Raw genomic sequence first — 14,551 nt, forward strand, 5'->3', positions numbered from 1 at the left:
CGCCGGAGCACACGCCCATGCAGATCACGACCTGGTTCATCGCGAAGGAAGACGAGGCGGAAGCGATCGCGTCGATCGTCACCACCGAGGAGCACGCTCCCGAGGAGTGGACCTTCATCGAGTTCCCGCTCATCGAGATGGAGCTGATGGCACTCTCCGCCGCCCTCCGGGGCACGGAGAGCGTCTCGGGCGAGTCCACCATGGAAGAGCCCCTCGTCTTCGATGAGGAGGGGTTGATCGTCGCGCGCGTGGTGGACTCCTTCATCCAGGCGCTGGCCCGGGTGGCCACCGGGAGCGAGTCCGCCCTCGCCGATGTCTGGGTCGAGAAGATGGACCGCGACCACCACGAGCCCGAGCAACTCCGCGAGCACCTCTCGCAACTGGCGGGCTTCGCGCGGCAGGCCATTGCCCGCAAGAGCCCGGTCCTGTCGCTCGTGACGTTCTGAACCGTCAGGAAGCCACCCCGGCGGCGTCTGTCCCCCTCCCTCTTTTTTTGGAGGCGCACCCATGACCCGCGACCCGAAGCATTCCGACGCCCCGAGCCGTCCCCGGGGCTATGAGCAGGTGGACCGGCTCTCCATCCCCCTCCCCCACGGCACCGAGGTCACCACCCGCGTGGAGCGGCTGGCCGGAGAGCGCCGCATCCCCCAGGGAGTGGTGGGCCGCGTGGCCCGCGCCCGGGACGGCGGCTTCGACATCCAGATCGTCGGCGTGGGCGAGCTCTGGTACGCCCGGGACGAGCTGGTGCCGCGCAAGCCGGGCCAGCTCCAGTTCGCCCTGCGCCGCGCCGCCACCTGGGACGCCCTGCGCCCCTGCGTGGTGCTGGAGACCGTGGTGGGCTCGCAGGCCTGGGGCCTCGCCAACGAAGCCTCCGACGTCGACATGCGCGGCGTCTTCGCCCTCCCCCTGCCCTGGCACTTCGGACTCGCCGACAAGGCGAAGGATCTCGTCAGCGCGGATGGCAGCCACACCTTCTGGGAAGTCTCCAAGGCGGTGGAGCAGGCGCTCCGGGCCGATCCCAACACCCTGGAGACGCTCTTCGTCCCCAGCGCCCGCGCCACGGACGCCCTGGGCGAGTGGCTGCTCGCCGAGCGCGAGGCCTTCGTGTCCAAGGCGATCTTCGGCAGCTTCGGCCGGTATGCCATGAGCCAGCTCGACAAGCTCACGCGCAGCCAGCGGCTCGCCGAGCACCGGGATCTCGTCCTCGCGTGGCTGTGCGAGGAGCCCGCGCCCTCGCTCGACGAGGTGTCCCAGCGGCTCGCCGCCATCTCTCCGCGCACCGCGCCCTCGCCCGAGGACGCGCTGCTCGCGGCCAAGACGTACCTCAAGCAGCTCTACCGCTCGCTGTGGGATCAGGGCCTCATCGAGTCCAACGACTTCGCCGCCCTCACCCGCTATGCGCGCGGAGGCGGACAGCGGCCCCCCAGCGCTCGCGAGCTGCGGCCGAAGAACGCCTACAACCTGCTGCGGCTGGTGGTGCTCGCCACCGGATGGCTGAAGGACGGCGTGCCCACGTTCGAGGTGTCCGGCGCCATGAAGGCACGCCTGCTGGAGATCAAGTCGGGACAGGTTCCCCTGGAAGACGTGCTGCGAGACGCCGAGGCGCTCGCGCCGGAGTTGGAGGAGGCCCACCGCACCAGCACCCTGCCCGCGTTCCCCGATTACGGGCGCGCGGACCGGCTGCTGCGGCGCGTGGGTGAGGAGTTGGCGCGGCGCTGGGTGCTGAAGGAGCCCGGGCCGCTCGGCCGCGATGCCCCCGCGCCTCCGGCCGTCGAGGACAAGGAGGACGCCCCATGACGCAGGACCTGCTGACGGAACACCAGACGCGCGTGGCCCAGCGCGTGCTCGACGAGGAAGCCGCGCACCGGTGGCACCTCGTCGTGAGCCTCACGGGGGCCCATGCGTATGGCTTCCCCTCGCCCGACAGCGACCTGGACCTCAAGTGCGTCCACGTCACGCCCACCTCGCACCTGTTCCAGCTGGAGCCGCGCCCTTCCGCACCCACCGAGCGCCTGGAGATCGTGGAGGGCGTCGAGGTGGATTACTCCTCCAACGAGCTGGGTGCCGTGCTCACCGGCGTGCTCCAGGGCAATGGCAACTACCTGGAGCGGCTGCTCGGCGCCCACCCCCTCCGGGGCTCCAGTGAGCTGGAGGCCCTGCGGCCCCTGGTGCGGGGCGTCCTGTCGCGGCGCCTCCACCGGCACTACCGCGGCTTCGCCCAGAGCCAGGCGCGCGAGTGGGAGAAGACAGGCTTTCGCTCCGCCAAGAAGCTCCTCTATGTGCTGCGCACGGCGCTCACCGGCACCCATGCGCTGCTCACCGGCGAGGTGGAAGCGGACCTCACCGTGCTGATGGACCGCTATGGCTTCGCCGAAGCGGGAGAGCTCATCCGCTGGAAACGGCGCGGCGAGCGCAGCGAGCTGTCCGAGGCGCTCTCCCTAAGCTGGCGCGACAAGGTCGGCCGGGCCCTCGAGCAGCTCGACGCGGCGCGTGAGCGCTCCGTTCTTCCAGAGGAGCCCCGGGAGGGCGGCGCGCTGGAGGCGTGGTTGCTCGAACTGCGGCGCTCGCGGTGGTAGGCCCTTACTGGCAGTGAAGAGGGGCATGGCACTAGGCTCGCGCGCCGTGCCCCTCGATCCCCTCGATCTCGCCGCTACCCCCGAGCGCCTCCACGCGCTCGCGAGGGCCAGCGTCCTGTCTCCCTCCGCCCTGGAGCAGGCCTCTCGACTCGCCGTGGCCACTCCAGGCCCGGCCGCCTGGCGGCGCTTCCTGTCCACCGTGCTGCTCGGCTTCGGCTCGCTGCTGGTGCTCTCCGGCGTCATCTACTTCTTCGCCTTCAACTGGCAGGCCCTCCACCGCTTCGGGAAGCTGGGGCTGGTGCTGGCCGCCATCACCGGGGCCTGCATCGCCGCGTGGCGGCTGGGCGAGGGGCTCGCGGGACAGTTCGCCCTGCTCTTCGCCGCGGTGCTCGTGGGCCCCCTCCTCGCCGTGTATGGGCAGGCGTACCAGACGGGCGCGGACCCCTACGGCCTGTTCCTCGGGTGGGGAGTGCTCATCCTGCCCTGGGTGGTGCTCGCGCGCTTCAGCCCCTTGTGGCTGTGGCTGTTGCTGCTCGTGGACACGGCGCTCGTCCTCTACTGGGAGCAGGTCGCCGACTGGGAGGGCACCCTGCTCCTGCTCACGCTCGCGGGAATCAATGGCGTGGCCTGGGTCGCGCACGAGGTGCTCGCGAGACGCGGCGTCGCCTGGCTCCAGGGACGCTGGTTGCCACGAGTGCTCGCGATGATGACGGTGCTGCCCCTGCTCGGCCCGGCGGTGATGCTGGCGGCCTCGCCCAAGAACGCGGACCCCGAGAACGTCGTGGCACTCTGCCTGCTCGCCGGGCTCATGGGCGCGGTGTACCTCTTCCACCGCCGGGTCCGTCAGGAGCTCTTCCTGCTCACCTTGTGCGCCCTGAGCGGGGTGACCCTGCTCTCCACCTTCGGGGGATACCTGCTGTTCAAGCAGGCCAGGGACATCGGTCTCGATTCCCTGGGCGCCTTCTTCGGGCTCGGCCTGCTCGTCATCGCGCAGGTGGGGCTCGCGGTCTGGTGGCTGCGTGCCGAGGCACGTGACGTGGAGGAGGCATAGCCATGGCCTTCAAACCCTCGCTTCGAGCCGTCCTTCCCCCCGAGGCCCAGCAACCAGCCCGCGACATGCTCCTGTCGCTCCCCGAGACCCGGCTCAGCACGCCCTGGTTCGTCAACGTCCTGAGCGGGCTGGGTGCGTGGGTCGCCTCCCTGTTCCTGGTGATCTTCCTCGCGCTGTTCCTCCTGGACGGCAACAAGACAGGAGCGATCGTCGTGGGGCTCCTCATCACCGCGGGCGCGGTGGTGCTGCGCCGCGCGAGTGCCCATGTCTTCGTCACCCAGCTCGCCCTGTCCGCGGGGCTTGCCGGCCAGGGGTTCTTCCTCATGGGCGTGGATCGCCTCTCGAGGAGTGAGGCGGTCCTCGCCCTCGCCGCGCTCGTCCTCCAGCTCGTGCTCCTCGTCGTCTACCCGGACACCCTCCAGCGCTTCCTGTCCACGCTGTTCGCTGGCCTCTCGCTGCTGTACCTGCTGCGAACCCTGGCACCCGCGGTGGTGGCGGACGTGGCCCTGGTGGGGCTCACCGCGCTCGCCCACGTGCTCCTGCTCCAACAGGGAAGATTCCAGAGCCGCGCCAGGATCGCGCCGTTGGTGACACCCACGGCCTTCGGGCTCATCACCACCCTCTTCTGGGTGCTGCTCATGCGCACCTGGTTCCAGGACTTCTACCGGTACCTCTTCGACCGCGAGGGTGGAGTCCCCGCGGGCGTGCTGACACTGGGACTCGCCGCGGTGACGCTGTACTCGGCCTGGCGGGTGATGGAGGAGACCCAGGCCGGGCCGGGAGGCGCCGCGGGTGTGACGGCCTTCGCCGCGCTGGCCCTCACGGCCCTGCTCACGTTGAACACCCCCGGCGTCATCGCCGCGCTGGGCGTGCTGATGCTCGGCTTCCACCGGCGCAACACCGTGCTGCTCGGCCTGGCCGTGCTCTTCATCCTCGTGTTCGGCGTGAGCTACTACTACGACCTGAAGATGACGCTGCTCGCCAAGTCGCTCGCGCTGCTGGGCAGTGGCCTGCTCATGCTCGGCCTGCGGCTCTTCATCGCCCGCCGCTTTCCCGTGGCCGGGGAGGCCCCATGAAGCGCACCCACGTCATCTTCGGTGGACTCGTCCTGGTGGTGGTGGCCCTGGTGGCACTCGTCGCCAGCAAGGAGCGGCTGCTCGCACGGGGCACGCCCCTGTTCCTGGAGCTCGCCCCGGTGGATCCCCGCTCGCTCATCCAGGGCGATTACATGGTGCTCGACTACGCCGTCAGCCGCGAAGCCGGCATCCCCGAGGGCGGTCCGGTAGCGGACGGGCGATTGGTGATCCGCAGGGACGAGCGGGGCGTGGGCCACTACGTCCGGAGCGAGGAGTCACAGCCCCTGGCTCCCGGGGAGTCGTGGCTGCGCTACAAGGTGCGCCGGGGCCGCGTCCGTCTGGGCGCGGAGTCCTTCTTCTTCCAGGAAGGGCACGCCGAGCACTACGCCCGGGCGAAGTATGGCGAGCTGCGGGTGGCCGAGGACGGCTCCAGCGTCCTCGTGGGCCTGAGGGACGCCGACCTCCACCCCCTGGGAGGCGGTCCCCTTTCCACGGACCCGGACGCCCCGTGACTCACTTCCCCGGTGAGGGGCCCGCCGCCTCGCCGGGAGCCAGGACGAAGATGCTGTCGAGCCGGATCTCCCTCGGGGCGCGCGGCGCGTCCACCTGGTAGTCGAAGTCGAACACCGCCCGCACCTGGAGCCCCGCCGCCCGGAACAGCCGCCGCGCCTGCGCGAGGTCATACGTGCGGAAGTGCCAGTGCGTCTCGATGAGCAGATCCTTGCCGGGCCCGGTGATGCGCAGCCGGTTGCGCATGGCCGAGCGCCGCAGCTTCCGGTCCGGCAGCCCCTCGTGGGTGTTGCACACCACCGTGTCCTCGCCGAGCGGCTCCACCCAGCGCTCGCGCTCGGCCTTGTCGCGCTCGTAGTCGGTGAGGTGGAAGCCCAGCACGTACAGCCCCCCGGGCTTGAGCAGCCGCCGCGTGCCCTTCAGGTGCGCGAGCGCCGCCTTCTCGCTGTCGAGGTAGCGGAACGTGGACACGAGGTTGAACGCCAGGTCCACCTGCCCCTCCAGCTCCGGCTGGAAGAACTCCTCCATGCGCGAGCGGTGCAGCCGCACGCGCCGACGCAGGGCCGGGGACAGGCGGGCGCGCGCATGGGCCAGCATCTTCTCGGAGATGTCGTAGCCCACCACCTGGAAGCCCCGGCCCGCGGCCTCGGCCACCAGGCGGCCCGCGCCGCACGCGGGCTCGAGCCAGCGCTTGCCTCCCGTGCCGTAGCGGCGGCTCACCTCGGCGAGGAAGTCCACCTCGCGCGCGGTGTCCGTGCCGAAGATGGCCTCGTAGTACTCGGGATGGTCATACCAATCGGACAGTCGTTGCATGGCTCAGTGCCCCGGGAACTCCGCCACCCGCGCCAGCGCGAGCATCAAGAGCAGGCCCGTCATCAGCGCCACCAGGTTGCGCGCCTTGTTGTCCTTGCCGTGCCGGTTCACGTGCGGCAGCAGATCCGTCACCGCCACGTAGAGGAAGGTGCCCGCCGAGAAGGCCAGCGCCCGGGGGGCGAGCGACTCGAAGCGCAGCACCGCGTCGAAGGCGAAGTAGAGCACCGCGCCCAGCGGCACCATCAGCCCGTAGAGCATCGCGAAGGTGAGGATGCGCGAGGTGCTCTTGCCCTCGGCCTTGAGGATGGAGGCGAGCGACAGGGACGAGGGCACCTTGTGCGAGGTGATGGCCATCAGCGCCATCAGTCCCACCCCCTCCTTCACCGCCGAGCCCAAGGCAATCCCATCGAACAGCGTGTGCGTGGACAGGCCGAGGAAGGCCGTCAGGCCCAGCGTGTGCCCGTGCACGTGCTCCTTGCAATCGGCCGGCTCCTCGCACGCGTGCGTCAGCACGTAGCGCTCCAGCACCATCAGGAAGACGAAGCCCGCGGGCACCAGCGCGAACGCCCAGAAGCCTCCGCCGACATAGGCCTCGGGGAGCATGTGGAAGAACGCCGCCCCGAACATCACCCCCGCGGCGAACGCCAGGAACGTCACCAGCCGCGTGGGCGTCCGGGTGAGCACCACCGCCAGCGCCCCCACGAGGGCACCCACCAGGATGATCAGCGAATAGAGCGTGAGGGATACCGCGAGAGGCATGGGGGGGCCGACACCTAGCACAGATCCGCGCCACCGGAAGTCATGTGCATCCGGATTGCAAGGCCCCCTCGCCCCGCCCCCTCACCGCGAGTTCAGGAACGAGACGGCTCGGGTGAGGCGGGCCGTGCCGGCTCCTCGGGCGGCTTCGGCGCGGACAGGGCGCGCGCCTCGGTGCGGGTGAAGGGCAGCCACTCGGGCCGCCCACGCAGGAACAGAATCAACTTCTCGCGCACCAGGGCGCGCACGTCGAAGAGGACGCTCGGGTTGGCGCTCACCAGCACGCGCACCTGCATCGTGCGGTCCAACACATCCTCCACCACCACGGTGGCCACCCTGCCATCCCACAGCTCCTTGGCCTCGTTCGCCAGGATGCGCTGGAGCTCGGCGCGCACCGCTTCCATGTCCGTGGCGAAGTCCACCATCAGCCGCACCACGCCCAGCATGCTCGAGCCCCCCTTGCTCCAGTTCTGGAAGGGCTTGTCGAGGAACTGGGAGATGGGAATCACCATCCGCCGCTCGTCCCACACCTTCACCACCACGTAGGTGAGGGTGATCTCCTCCACCGTGCCGAACTCGTTCTCCACCACCACCTGGTCGCCGATGCGGATGGGCTGGGTGATGGACATCTGGATGCCGGCGAGCAGCGAGGAGATGGACTTCTGCGCCGCCAGACCGATGACGATACCGGCGATTCCCGCCGAGGCGAGCAGCGACACGCCCACGTTGCGCACCATCTCGAACTGCATGAGCAGGAGCGCGGCGGCGATGACGTAGGTGGCCACCTCGAACACGGAGCGCAGCACCACCAGCTGGGTGTGCAGCCCCCGCGCCCGCCCGACGTCCTTGGTGCCGGTGGCCACCCTCTCCTGGATGTACTGCGCCGTCACCCGGAGGAAGCGCAGCAGGTACCACGCCACCGCGATGATGCTCAGGGTGATGAACAGGTGGCCGGTGATGTTCAGCGCCGTGGGCGGCAACAACAGCGCCGGCATGCCCAGCGCCCCGAGCACCGCGAAGCTCAGGAGCTTCAACGGCCCCCGGGCCGCCGGCACCAGCGCGTCATCCCAGGTGATGCGCGTCCACTTCGCCAGCCGTCCCATCACCTTGATCGACACCCGCTCGATCACCACCCCGAGCAGTGCCGCCCCCACCAGCGTCACGAGCACCCCCAGCCACTGCCAGGGCTCCAACCCCAGCACCGACCGCGCGAAGAGCCCCTCCGGCAACTCCTCGCCCAGCAACGTCGGACCGTACTCCCCGTAGAGCGGCTCGATGGCCTTCACCGTCGCCTCGCTGAACACCCACACCCGACCACCTTCGGGGACAGGCAGGCGGATGAGTCGGATGGGGTAGAGAATCTCCCCCACGGGGATGGCGTCGAGCTGATCGAAGCGGGCGCTCTCCGGGTCGCCCTCGGGCTCCTTGCTGAGGCTGGCCAGGGCGGTGGGCGCGAGCTTGTGGTCCAGGACGAACTTGAGCTGGCGCGCCAGGCGGGCCCCCTTCTCCTTCTGCTCGGCGGGGGGGATGAAGTCGAGGTCCAGGTAGTGCGAGGCCAGGGCATAGTCGCCCCGGTGGACCGCGTCGGAGAAGCCGTTGGCGGCGGCATAGGGCGTCTGCCGGTTCACCGTGGAGGGCGGATCCCCCAGGCCCGTGTTGTTGAGCGCCCAAGCATTCCACGACAGAAGCACGGACAAGCACAGGCTCAGAGCAGTCAAGGCGCGAGACATGGCGACTGTTTGCGACACCCCTCGTTGACCGGCAACCTCAATGTGCTGGCGGGTTGCTCGCCGTCCGGGCTACTGGACGAAGCACCCCCATGGTTCTCGTGCTTCTCCCTACCAGTGGGAAAACCTTGGAGCCCTCGGAAGGGGTAGGATAGAAGGGCCCCCCAGGAAGAGGCCGCCGTGCAAGAGAAGCGAAAGATCCTCCTCATCGACGACAGCGAGATCACGCTCGCCATGGAGAAGGCCGTGCTGGAGGCGCGCGGCTACGAAGTCATCGCCACGTCCACGCTGATGGAGTTCGAGAAGACGCTCCAGACGTGGAAGCCGGACCTCATCCTCACGGACATCCACATGCCCGAGGCCAAGGGCACCGACATCTGCCGCACGTTGAAGAACGAGTACGGGACGCAGGACATCCCCATCATCCTCTTCTCCAGTCTGCCGGATGACGAGCTGGCCAACCTGGCCGAGCAGGTCGGCGCCGATGGCAGCCTGTCCAAGGGCAACGGCCTGGAGGCGATGGGTGAGAAGATCGACGAGCTGGTGCAGAGCATCATCTGGTGACGCGGTGAGACGGCTCGTCCCCGCGCTCCTGGTGTTGGTGGTGCTCGGCGCGTGCTGGCGCAAGGCGCAGTCCACCGAGCCCCCCGCGAGCACCCCGATGGAGGCCCCCGGGCAGAGCGCCAACGAGCGCCCCCAGGACACCAACGCCCCCGGCGCCGTGCTCTTCATCTCCGCGGACCTGCGCGGCTACCTCGGCCCCTGCGGCTGCAGCGAGAACATGCGCGGCGGCATCGCGCGCGCGGCCTTCCAGGTGCGCGAGGCCGGCAAGGGCCCCCTGCCGGTGCTGTACGTGGACGGAGGCGAGGGCCTCTTCGGCGCCACCACGCTCAAGCCGGAACAGGTGCCCCAGGAGGAGCGCAAGGCGCGCGCGCTCGCCGAGGTCTTCAAGGACATGGGCCTGGCGGTGCGCGCGGTGAGCGAGCTGGACGACGTGCGCGGCGCGGCCTTCCGTCAGGGGCTCGGCCTGCCGGAGCTGCCCACCGGGGGCGTGAAGGTGCTGGCCGCCGGAGCGCGCAAGGTGGGCGTGGTGAGCGCCACGGACGCGGCCGGGCTCCAGCGCGGTGACGCCCAGGCGCGAGCCCAGGGCGCCGCGTTCGTGGTGGGCCTCTTCCAGGGCACCCTGCCCGAGGCCCAGAGCGCCGTGGCCTCCGCCGAGCCCGGCGTGGACCTGGTGGTGGCCACCCACACCGCCTCCGAGTTCGACGGCGAGCAGAACACCCTCACCCGGGACGCGGTGCCGGTGGTGGGCCTGCAGAGCAAGGGCCGCTCGCTCTTGCGCGTGGACCTGGCCTACGGCGCGACGCCGGGCCGCTTCACCCCGCAGCGCTCCGCGCAGGAGGCCGAGAAGGAGGTGGCCTCCCTCGAGCGGCGCATGGCGCTGCTGGACTCGGAGATCAACCTGCCCGGCGTGGACCCCCAGCTCAAGGCGCTCAAGCAGCAGAAGCGCGCGGAGCTGGTGGAGCGCCGCCAGGCCCTGCTCACCGCGCCCGTGGCCACCGGGGGAGACACCGACACCTTCACCGTGCGCTTCGTCCCCCTGGAGTCCACCCTGCCCTCGGACCCCTCCGCCGAGGCGGTGGTGAAGGCCTACGACGCGGACGTGGGAAAGATGAACCTGGAGTGGGCGCGCGTGCACGGCCAGGACTGCCCGGCGCCCGCCAAGGGGGAGGCCGCCTTCGTGGGCAACGCCTCCTGCGAGAGCTGCCACGAGGAGTCCTTCCCGGTGTGGAACGCCTCCAAGCACCACCAGGCCTGGAAGACGCTGGAGGAGGTGGGCAAGCAGTACCACCTCAACTGCACCGGCTGTCACGTCACCGGCTGGGAGCGCCCCGGCGGCGTGTGCCGCCTGGACAAGGTGGCCGGCCGCGAGAACGTGGGCTGCGAGAGCTGCCACGGCCCGGGCTCTCGCCACGCCGAGGACCCCTCCCCCGACAACATCGTCGCCCGGCCGGGCGAGGCGGTGTGCGTCACCTGCCACAACCGCGAGAACTCACCCCACTTCGACTTCGCCACCTACCTGCCCCGCGTGCTCGGCCCCGGACATGAGGCCTCACGGGAAGTGAAGTAATGGCCGCCAACACACATCCGGGCGGTGCGTTTCTTCCCGTCCACGGCATCCAGGGCGACAATGGCCTGTCTGGATGCTTGTTGGAGCAACGCGAGAAGCATCGAAGTCTTGAGACCCCAATCAACCGGCCCTCCCGGTAGCCGGCATCCTGGTGCCCATGCAGTCCTTCAGCCTGCTCCTCCTGGTCCTTTCCGCGGCGTCGCAGCCGCCGGGTGATTCCCCGCCGCAGACGCCTCCCGCCGCGGAGGCCCGGCCGGCCGACCCCGACGACAAGCCGGTGCTCGCGGGCTCCGCCCAGGACGCCGACCCCTCCCCGGCCGAGGACGCCGAGGAGCTGGAGGACGAATCGCTGGAGCTCGAGGAGATGAGGGCCCTGGAAGGCGCCACGTTGGATCCCGGGGCCCGGCCCGACGCCGAGGTGCTCCAGTCGCTGCGCCGCCTGGGGGTGGCCAACCCGCTGCGCCTGCGCATGCTGGATGCCCTGGAGGAGCCCACCTTCCGCGAGGACGAGGCGAGCGCGGAGCTGCCGCGCATCACCGACCTGTCCACCTTCGACGTCGCGCTCGTGCAGGCGCGCTACGACATCCCGGTGGAGATGCAGCCGCTGGTGGCCCAGTACATCCAGTTCTTCCAGGGGCCGGGCCGCAAGTGGTTCCGCAAGTGGGTGAGCCGCTCCACGCGCTACCTGCCCACGATGCAGCCCATCCTCGAGTCCCTGGGGCTGCCACGTGACACGGTGTACCTGGCGATGATCGAGAGCGGCTTCTCGCCCAGCGCCTACTCGTGGGCGCATGCCGCGGGCCCCTGGCAGTTCATCGCCAGCACCGGCCGCCAGTACGGCCTGCACCAGGACTTCTGGGTGGACGAGCGCAAGGATCCCATCAAGGCCACTTACGCCGCGGCGCGCTACCTCAAGGACCTGTACTCGGAGCTGGGCCACTGGTACCTCGCGTGGGCGGGCTACAACACGGGCAGCGGCCGGGTGCGCCGGCTCATGGAGCGCCACGGCACGTCCGACTTCTGGACCATCTCCGCGGAGAAGGGCCTGGCGACGGAGACCAAGCACTACGTGCCCAAGCTCATCGCCGCGGCGCTCATCGCCAAGCACCCCAACGCCTTCGGCTTCGCCGAGGACGAGTTCGTCTACGAGTCGCCGCTGGCCTTCGACGAGGTGAAGCTCACGGAGGCGGTGGACCTGGACGTGGTGGCGCGCGCGGCGGGCGCGAGCGTGCTGGAGGTGCAGGAGCTCAACCCCGAGCTGCGGCGCTGGTGCACCCCGCCCGCGAGCGCGAAGAACCCCTACACCCTGCGCCTGCCCCAGGGCACGCGGCAGCGCTTCACGGAGAACTTCGCCCAGCTCGCGACCAAGGATCGGCTGGCCTTCCGGGTCCACCGGGTCAAGCGCGGGGACACGCTGTCGCAGATCGCCCTCAACTACGGCACCGCGCCCGAGGCCATCCTGCAGATGAACCAGCTCAAGAGCCTGCGCACGCTGCGGGTGAACGCCGAGCTGGTCATCCCGGTGCCCGTGGGCCGCCCGAGCAAGGAGAGCACCACCGAGAGCGCCCTGGCGCGCAAGGTGGCGCAGGCGCGGCGCAGCGGCGTGACGGTGCCCCGCCCCGAGGACGAGGTGCCCGCCGGCACGCCCCGCGGCCCCGTGGCCGTCGGCCCCATCAAGACGGAGGTCATCAACGGGCGCAAGCGCATCACCTACGGCGTGCAGTCCGGCGACAGCCTGTGGGCCATCGCCCAGCGCTTCCAGGTGGCGGTGGACGACGTGCGCAAGTGGAACAACCTCACCGTGCGCGCGAGCAAGCGCGCCCTGAAGGTGGGCTCGGTGCTGTACGTCTGGCCGAGCAACACCCCCGCCCCGGTGGTGGAGCGCGCGGGCACCGTCGTCGCCGCCCAGAAGGCCCCCACCGGCCGCACCGGCACCGTGCACTCGCTCGCCGCCGGCGAGTCCGTGTGGAGCGTGGCCCAGCGCTACGGCATCACCGTCGAGGACATCAAGCGCTGGAACCACATCACCGACACCAGCCGCCTGCCCACCGGTCTCAAGCTCACGGTGAGCGCGCCGTAGTCCTCCAGGCGCGGGCGGGGGAGCCCATCCCCCGCCCCGGGACTCACCCCTGCTCGAGCAGGTTCTTGAGCTCGCGCACGCGGCGGGTGATGTGGTCGCGGTCCAGCCGGCGGAAGCTCTCCGGGAGCAGCTCGCGGCTGGTGCACTCCTGCACCGCCACCAGGTTCTGCAGCTCGATCTCCAGCGGGTAGCTGGGCGGCACGAAGTCCTCGAAGACGGCCTTCAGGTCCTCCACGGTGGCCTGCTCCCGGCCTTGCGCGAGCGCCCGGAAGCGCGTGCGCACGAGCACCGCCTCCATGTCCGCGCCGCTGAGCTGGCGCGTGCCCGTGGGAATCAGCTCGGAGATGGAGGGCACCTCGAGCTTCAGGCCCGTCTTCTTCTGCATCACCTTGAAGAGCTCCTCCCGCTCGGCCTCCGTCTCCGGATAGAAGAGCGCGAGGTGCTCCTCGGCGCGGCCCTGGCGCTTCAAGTCGATGGGCAACAGGTCCGGCCGCGCCGTCATCAGGAACCAGACGATCTTCCCGCGGTACACCGTGTTGCCCATGAACGAGGCGATGGAGCCGAACACGCGGCTGCTCGTGCCCGAGTCCCCGCCCGAGTCGCGGTTGCCCAGGAACGTGTCCGCCTCGTCCACCATCACCGCCACCGGCCAGAGCGCCTTGAGCAGGTTGAAGATCTTCTCCAGGTTGCTCTCGGTGACGCCCTGCCACTGGCTGCGGAAGTTGAGGAACTTCACCACGGGGATGCCAATCTCCCCGGCGAAACACGACACGAGGAACGTCTTGCCCGTGCCCACCGGGCCGCTCACGAGGTAGCCCATGGGCATCACCTCCATGCGGCCCTTCTTCAGGGCATTGGCCGCCCCGCGCAGCATCTCCTTGGCCTTGGCGTGGCCCGCCACCGCGTCCAGCGTGTTCACCGGCTCGATGAACTCGAGCAGTCCGTGGCACTCGGCCTGGATGAGCTCCTTCTTCTTCTCCTTGAGCTGCTCGGTGGTGATGCGAATCCCGCGCTCGAGCGCCTCGGTGAGCACCCGGTCCAGGTTGATGCGCGACAGGCCCGCCGTCATCTTCGCCAGGGCGGCCAGCGGCACGTCCGACACCGCCGCGAGCTTCTTGCCCTCGAGCTTGTAGCGCACGTACTCCAGGCGCTCCTCCTCCATGGGCAGGGGCAGCTCCAGGGGCGCCACGTAGGGGTTGCGCGACAGGCGCGGGGAGATGTCCGCCAGGTTCTCCGCCAGCAGCACCACCGACACGTCGCCCGCGAGGAACTGGGGATCGTGCGCCCACTTCTCCAGCGTGGCCAGCACGAAGCGGTCCTCGGCCGACAGGTGGCTCATCTCCCCGCCGGGCGCCAGCGTCTCGGCGAAGTCGATGATGAGCGCGAGCGAGCGGCCCTCGCTCAGGCGCATGCGCAGGAAGTTCTCGAGGATTTGCAGCGCCCGGGCCGGATCCCTCGGCAGGCTCTTGGCGTAGTCGGTGCCATAGAGCGCGTCGTAGCCGGCCATGGTGCGCTGCAGCTCCTTCTGCGTGTCCGGCGAGGAGGAGCGGATGCCCGAGGAGCGGTCATAGAAGAGGACGTGGTCGCGCCCGCCGAAGAGCTCCTCGGCGAGGAACGTGCGCAGGGTGCCGAAACCCCGGCTGCCATCCTCCTGGGTGAGCGGCTGCAGGTCCCTCACCGCCCCGTAGAGCAGGAAGGTGTTGACGGTTTTCGTGTAGTACTTCTGGGCGAGCTTGCGCGCCCAAACGGGCAGCTCCGCGAGCGGATCCGCCGCGTCCCCCTTGCGTGCCTTGGTCACGGACTTGCCTCTCCGGCCCCTCGTGGGGGCACT

13 protein-coding genes are annotated in these 14,551 nt (G+C 70.0%); 9 read left to right on the plus strand and 4 right to left on the minus strand.

What is annotated here, in order from left to right; all coding sequences use genetic code 11:
* The first annotated feature begins 17 nt into the window (after window positions 1-17).
* From CYFUS_RS40160 to CYFUS_RS40185, 6 genes are all read left to right on the plus strand, one after another.
* Complete coding sequence (locus tag CYFUS_RS40160; RefSeq protein ID WP_095990014.1) at window positions 18-446, plus strand: hypothetical protein; 429 nt, start codon at window positions 18-20, stop codon at window positions 444-446.
* 61 nt (window positions 447-507) lie between these two features.
* Window positions 508-1,797, plus strand: coding sequence for a DNA polymerase beta superfamily protein (locus tag CYFUS_RS40165; RefSeq protein ID WP_095990015.1), 1,290 nt, complete (start codon window positions 508-510; stop codon window positions 1,795-1,797).
* A complete protein-coding gene (locus tag CYFUS_RS40170) occupies window positions 1,794-2,576 on the plus strand; it encodes a DNA polymerase beta superfamily protein (protein WP_095990016.1) in 783 nt (260 codons plus the stop codon). Before CYFUS_RS40165 ends, CYFUS_RS40170 begins: the two co-directional genes overlap by 4 nt.
* 25 nt (window positions 2,577-2,601) lie before the next feature.
* On the plus strand, window positions 2,602-3,627 hold the full coding sequence (locus CYFUS_RS40175; RefSeq protein WP_095990017.1) for a DUF2157 domain-containing protein: 1,026 nt from the start codon (window positions 2,602-2,604) through the stop codon (window positions 3,625-3,627).
* A gap of 2 nt (window positions 3,628-3,629) precedes the next feature.
* The gene (locus CYFUS_RS40180) at window positions 3,630-4,703 is read left to right on the plus strand and encodes a DUF4401 domain-containing protein (RefSeq protein ID WP_095990018.1); all 1,074 of its coding nucleotides are present in this window, start codon (window positions 3,630-3,632) and stop codon (window positions 4,701-4,703) included.
* On the plus strand, window positions 4,700-5,215 hold the full coding sequence (locus CYFUS_RS40185; protein WP_095990019.1) for a GDYXXLXY domain-containing protein: 516 nt from the start codon (window positions 4,700-4,702) through the stop codon (window positions 5,213-5,215). The genes CYFUS_RS40180 and CYFUS_RS40185 overlap by 4 nt, the downstream gene beginning before the upstream one ends.
* Before the next feature lies 1 nt (window position 5,216).
* Here the strand turns inward: CYFUS_RS40185 and CYFUS_RS40190 are convergent, their stop codons facing one another.
* From CYFUS_RS40190 to CYFUS_RS40200, 3 genes are all read right to left on the minus strand, one after another.
* Window positions 5,217-6,026, minus strand: a complete 810-nt coding sequence (locus tag CYFUS_RS40190) for a class I SAM-dependent methyltransferase (protein ID WP_095990020.1) — start codon at window positions 6,024-6,026, stop codon at window positions 5,217-5,219.
* A 3-nt stretch (window positions 6,027-6,029) separates the two neighbouring features.
* Window positions 6,030-6,785, minus strand: a complete 756-nt coding sequence (locus CYFUS_RS40195; protein WP_095990021.1) for a ZIP family metal transporter — start codon at window positions 6,783-6,785, stop codon at window positions 6,030-6,032.
* 92 nt (window positions 6,786-6,877) lie between these two features.
* The gene (locus CYFUS_RS40200; RefSeq protein WP_232537084.1) at window positions 6,878-8,512 is read right to left on the minus strand and encodes a mechanosensitive ion channel family protein; all 1,635 of its coding nucleotides are present in this window, start codon (window positions 8,510-8,512) and stop codon (window positions 6,878-6,880) included.
* A gap of 177 nt (window positions 8,513-8,689) precedes the next feature.
* Here CYFUS_RS40200 and CYFUS_RS40205 point away from each other — a divergent pair, with 177 nt between their 5' ends.
* The 3 genes from CYFUS_RS40205 (at window position 8,690) to CYFUS_RS40215 (ending at window position 12,720) form a co-directional block, all read left to right on the plus strand.
* On the plus strand, window positions 8,690-9,073 hold the full coding sequence (locus CYFUS_RS40205) for a response regulator (protein WP_002626817.1): 384 nt from the start codon (window positions 8,690-8,692) through the stop codon (window positions 9,071-9,073).
* 4 nt (window positions 9,074-9,077) lie between these two features.
* The gene (locus CYFUS_RS40210) at window positions 9,078-10,640 is read left to right on the plus strand and encodes a multiheme c-type cytochrome (protein ID WP_095990022.1); all 1,563 of its coding nucleotides are present in this window, start codon (window positions 9,078-9,080) and stop codon (window positions 10,638-10,640) included.
* 157 nt (window positions 10,641-10,797) lie between these two features.
* Window positions 10,798-12,720: a LysM peptidoglycan-binding domain-containing protein gene (locus CYFUS_RS40215; RefSeq protein ID WP_095990023.1), complete on the plus strand. Its 1,923-nt coding sequence runs from the start codon at window positions 10,798-10,800 to the stop codon at window positions 12,718-12,720.
* Window positions 12,721-12,763: 43 nt separating this feature from the next.
* Here CYFUS_RS40215 and CYFUS_RS40220 read toward each other — a convergent pair whose 3' ends face one another.
* Window positions 12,764-14,518, minus strand: coding sequence for an ATP-binding protein (locus tag CYFUS_RS40220; RefSeq protein ID WP_095990024.1), 1,755 nt, complete (start codon window positions 14,516-14,518; stop codon window positions 12,764-12,766).
* Window positions 14,519-14,551: the final 33 nt, after the last annotated feature.

Origin of the sequence: Cystobacter fuscus (genome assembly GCF_002305875.1) — a bacterium.
GTDB lineage: Bacteria > Myxococcota > Myxococcia > Myxococcales > Myxococcaceae > Cystobacter > Cystobacter fuscus_A.

What these genes read in the sequence shown, in the direction of transcription:
- CYFUS_RS40160 (WP_095990014.1), top strand. Translation starts at nt 18, where the DNA reads ATGCAGATCACGACCTGGTTCATCGCGAAGGAAGACGAGGCGGAAGCG.
- CYFUS_RS40165 (WP_095990015.1), top strand. Translation starts at nt 508, where the DNA reads ATGACCCGCGACCCGAAGCATTCCGACGCCCCGAGCCGTCCCCGGGGC.
- CYFUS_RS40170 (WP_095990016.1), top strand. Translation starts at nt 1,794, where the DNA reads ATGACGCAGGACCTGCTGACGGAACACCAGACGCGCGTGGCCCAGCGC.
- CYFUS_RS40175 (WP_095990017.1), top strand. Translation starts at nt 2,602, where the DNA reads ATGGCACTAGGCTCGCGCGCCGTGCCCCTCGATCCCCTCGATCTCGCC.
- CYFUS_RS40180 (WP_095990018.1), top strand. Translation starts at nt 3,630, where the DNA reads ATGGCCTTCAAACCCTCGCTTCGAGCCGTCCTTCCCCCCGAGGCCCAG.
- CYFUS_RS40185 (WP_095990019.1), top strand. Translation starts at nt 4,700, where the DNA reads ATGAAGCGCACCCACGTCATCTTCGGTGGACTCGTCCTGGTGGTGGTG.
- CYFUS_RS40190 (WP_095990020.1), bottom strand. Translation starts at nt 6,026, where the DNA reads ATGCAACGACTGTCCGATTGGTATGACCATCCCGAGTACTACGAGGCC.
- CYFUS_RS40195 (WP_095990021.1), bottom strand. Translation starts at nt 6,785, where the DNA reads ATGCCTCTCGCGGTATCCCTCACGCTCTATTCGCTGATCATCCTGGTG.
- CYFUS_RS40200 (WP_232537084.1), bottom strand. Translation starts at nt 8,512, where the DNA reads ATGTCTCGCGCCTTGACTGCTCTGAGCCTGTGCTTGTCCGTGCTTCTG.
- CYFUS_RS40215 (WP_095990023.1), top strand. Translation starts at nt 10,798, where the DNA reads ATGCAGTCCTTCAGCCTGCTCCTCCTGGTCCTTTCCGCGGCGTCGCAG.